The 1,659-nt window shown below is 73.4% G+C and carries 4 protein-coding genes; 1 reads left to right on the top strand and 3 read right to left on the bottom strand.

Annotated features, from left to right (window positions below):
- The coding region (locus AC0CYZ_RS29755) for an aminotransferase class I/II-fold pyridoxal phosphate-dependent enzyme (protein ID WP_472221719.1) at nucleotides 1-630 on the top strand (630 nt) is incomplete at its 5' end.
- Here the strand turns inward: AC0CYZ_RS29755 and AC0CYZ_RS29750 are convergent.
- From AC0CYZ_RS29750 to AC0CYZ_RS29740, 3 genes are all read right to left on the bottom strand, one after another.
- Nucleotides 631-1,098: an SRPBCC domain-containing protein gene (locus AC0CYZ_RS29750; RefSeq protein ID WP_472221718.1), complete on the bottom strand. Its 468-nt coding sequence runs from the start codon at nucleotides 1,096-1,098 to the stop codon at nucleotides 631-633. It lies immediately after the preceding gene.
- Nucleotides 1,095-1,430, bottom strand: a complete 336-nt coding sequence (locus tag AC0CYZ_RS29745) for an ArsR/SmtB family transcription factor (RefSeq protein ID WP_472221717.1) — start codon at nucleotides 1,428-1,430, stop codon at nucleotides 1,095-1,097. The genes AC0CYZ_RS29750 and AC0CYZ_RS29745 overlap by 4 nt, the downstream gene beginning before the upstream one ends.
- A gap of 67 nt (nucleotides 1,431-1,497) precedes the next feature.
- Complete coding sequence (locus tag AC0CYZ_RS29740) at nucleotides 1,498-1,656, bottom strand: hypothetical protein (RefSeq protein ID WP_472221720.1); 159 nt, start codon at nucleotides 1,654-1,656, stop codon at nucleotides 1,498-1,500.
- Nucleotides 1,657-1,659: the final 3 nt, after the last annotated feature.

Below are 1,659 nucleotides of genomic sequence, written 5' to 3'. Positions count from 1 at the left end.
CGTGAGCGCCGGCCCGACGTCCTGTTCGTCACCACCCCGAACAACCCCACCGGTCAGTCGATCGAGCTCGCCGAGCTGGCCGCGATCGCGGACGCCGCGCCGGGGATCGTCGTCGTCGACGAGGCCTACGTGGAGTTCTCCCCGGGCCCGAGCGCGTGCGAGCTCCTCGCGACCCACGGCCACAAGCTCGTCGTGAGCCGCACCATGTCCAAGGCGTTCGCGTTCGCGGGCGGGCGGCTGGGCTACCTCGCGGCCGCGCCCGCCGTCGTCGACGCCCTCATGCTCGTCCGCCTGCCCTACCACCTCTCGGCCCTGACGCAGGCCGCGGCGCTCGCCGCGCTGCGCCACGCCGACGAGACCCTCGCGCTCGTCGACACCCTCGCGAAGGAGCGGGACCGGATCGCGGCCGCGCTGGCCGGGCTGGGCTACTCGGTCGTTCCGTCCACGGCCAACTTCCTGCTCTACGGCGGGTTCCCCGACCGCTTCGAGGACGCCCACGCCGCCTGGCAGGCCTACCTCGACGCCGGGGTGCTGATCCGCGACGTCGGGATCCCGGGGCATCTGCGGGTCACCGTCGGCACGCCCGAGGAGAACGACCGGTTCCTCGAGGTCAGCGCCGCGCTGCGCTGATCACGCGCCCTCGGCCACCGCCGCCAGCTGCGCGGCGACGGTGCCCCAGCCGTCCTCGAAGCCCAGCTCCTCGTGCCGCGCGCGGGACCCGGGATCGCCGTGGCGCACGAGGGCGCGGTACTCGGTGCCGTCGGGGTGCTCGACGAGGGTGATCTCAGCCGTCATGGCCACCGGTGCCGGCGCGGCGGGCCGCCACGCGCTGTCGACCGCGTTGGTGAACACCAGCCGTCGGCCCTCCTCGACGAGGAGGAAGCAGGCGTCCGCGTGCGGGACGAAGACCGAGCCGTCCTCACTCATGCTCGTCACGAACCCGCCCCCGGGGCGCACGTCGAGACGCTCCACCCGGCAGTGCAGAGGGGCGGGGAGCCACCAGCGGGAGAACGCGGCGGGGTCGGTCCAGGCCTTCCAGACGGCGGTCGGCGATGCCTTGATCACGCGGTCGATGGTGAGGTCGAGGTCGGGGTTCACGAGTGCTCCTCGGAGTCGGTGACGAACCGTTCGAGACGGTCGGTGCGGCCCTCCCAGACCTGCCGCTGCTCGTCGAGCCAGTGCGCGACGACGTCCAGCCGGGCCCGGTCGAGCTCGCAGGTGCGGACCCGCCCGGACTTGCTCGTCCGGATCAGGCCGTGGTGCTCCAGCGTGCGGACGTGCTTCATGAACGAGGGGAGGGTCATCGGGAAGGGTCGGGCGAGATCGCCGACCGTCGCCGGACCACGGCCGAGCCGCGTGACGACGGCCCGGCGGGTGGGGTCGGCGAGGGCCACGAGGACCCCGTCGAGCTCTGCTTCACGCTGTGCCACGAGGCTCAGTGTTGCGCTGGGGCGATACTGTGCGCAAGGGCTAAGTGTTGGGCGGTGCGGCGGGTCGTCAGGTCCGCTCGCGAGCGCGGGGCGCTCCCCGCACGTGGGCGCGCTCGCCCTGCGGTCCGAAGAGGTTGAGGATCTCGGCGGGCTCGGGGCCGGGGTTGGTCACGGCGTGGGGCAGGTGCGTGTCGAACTCGACGACCTCCCCGGGCGCGAGCAGCACCTC

The sequence above is a fragment of the Actinomycetospora sp. genome, assembly GCF_055612215.1.
Note: the sequence above shows the minus strand (reverse complement) of the source record. Positions and strands in the feature narration are given on the sequence as shown.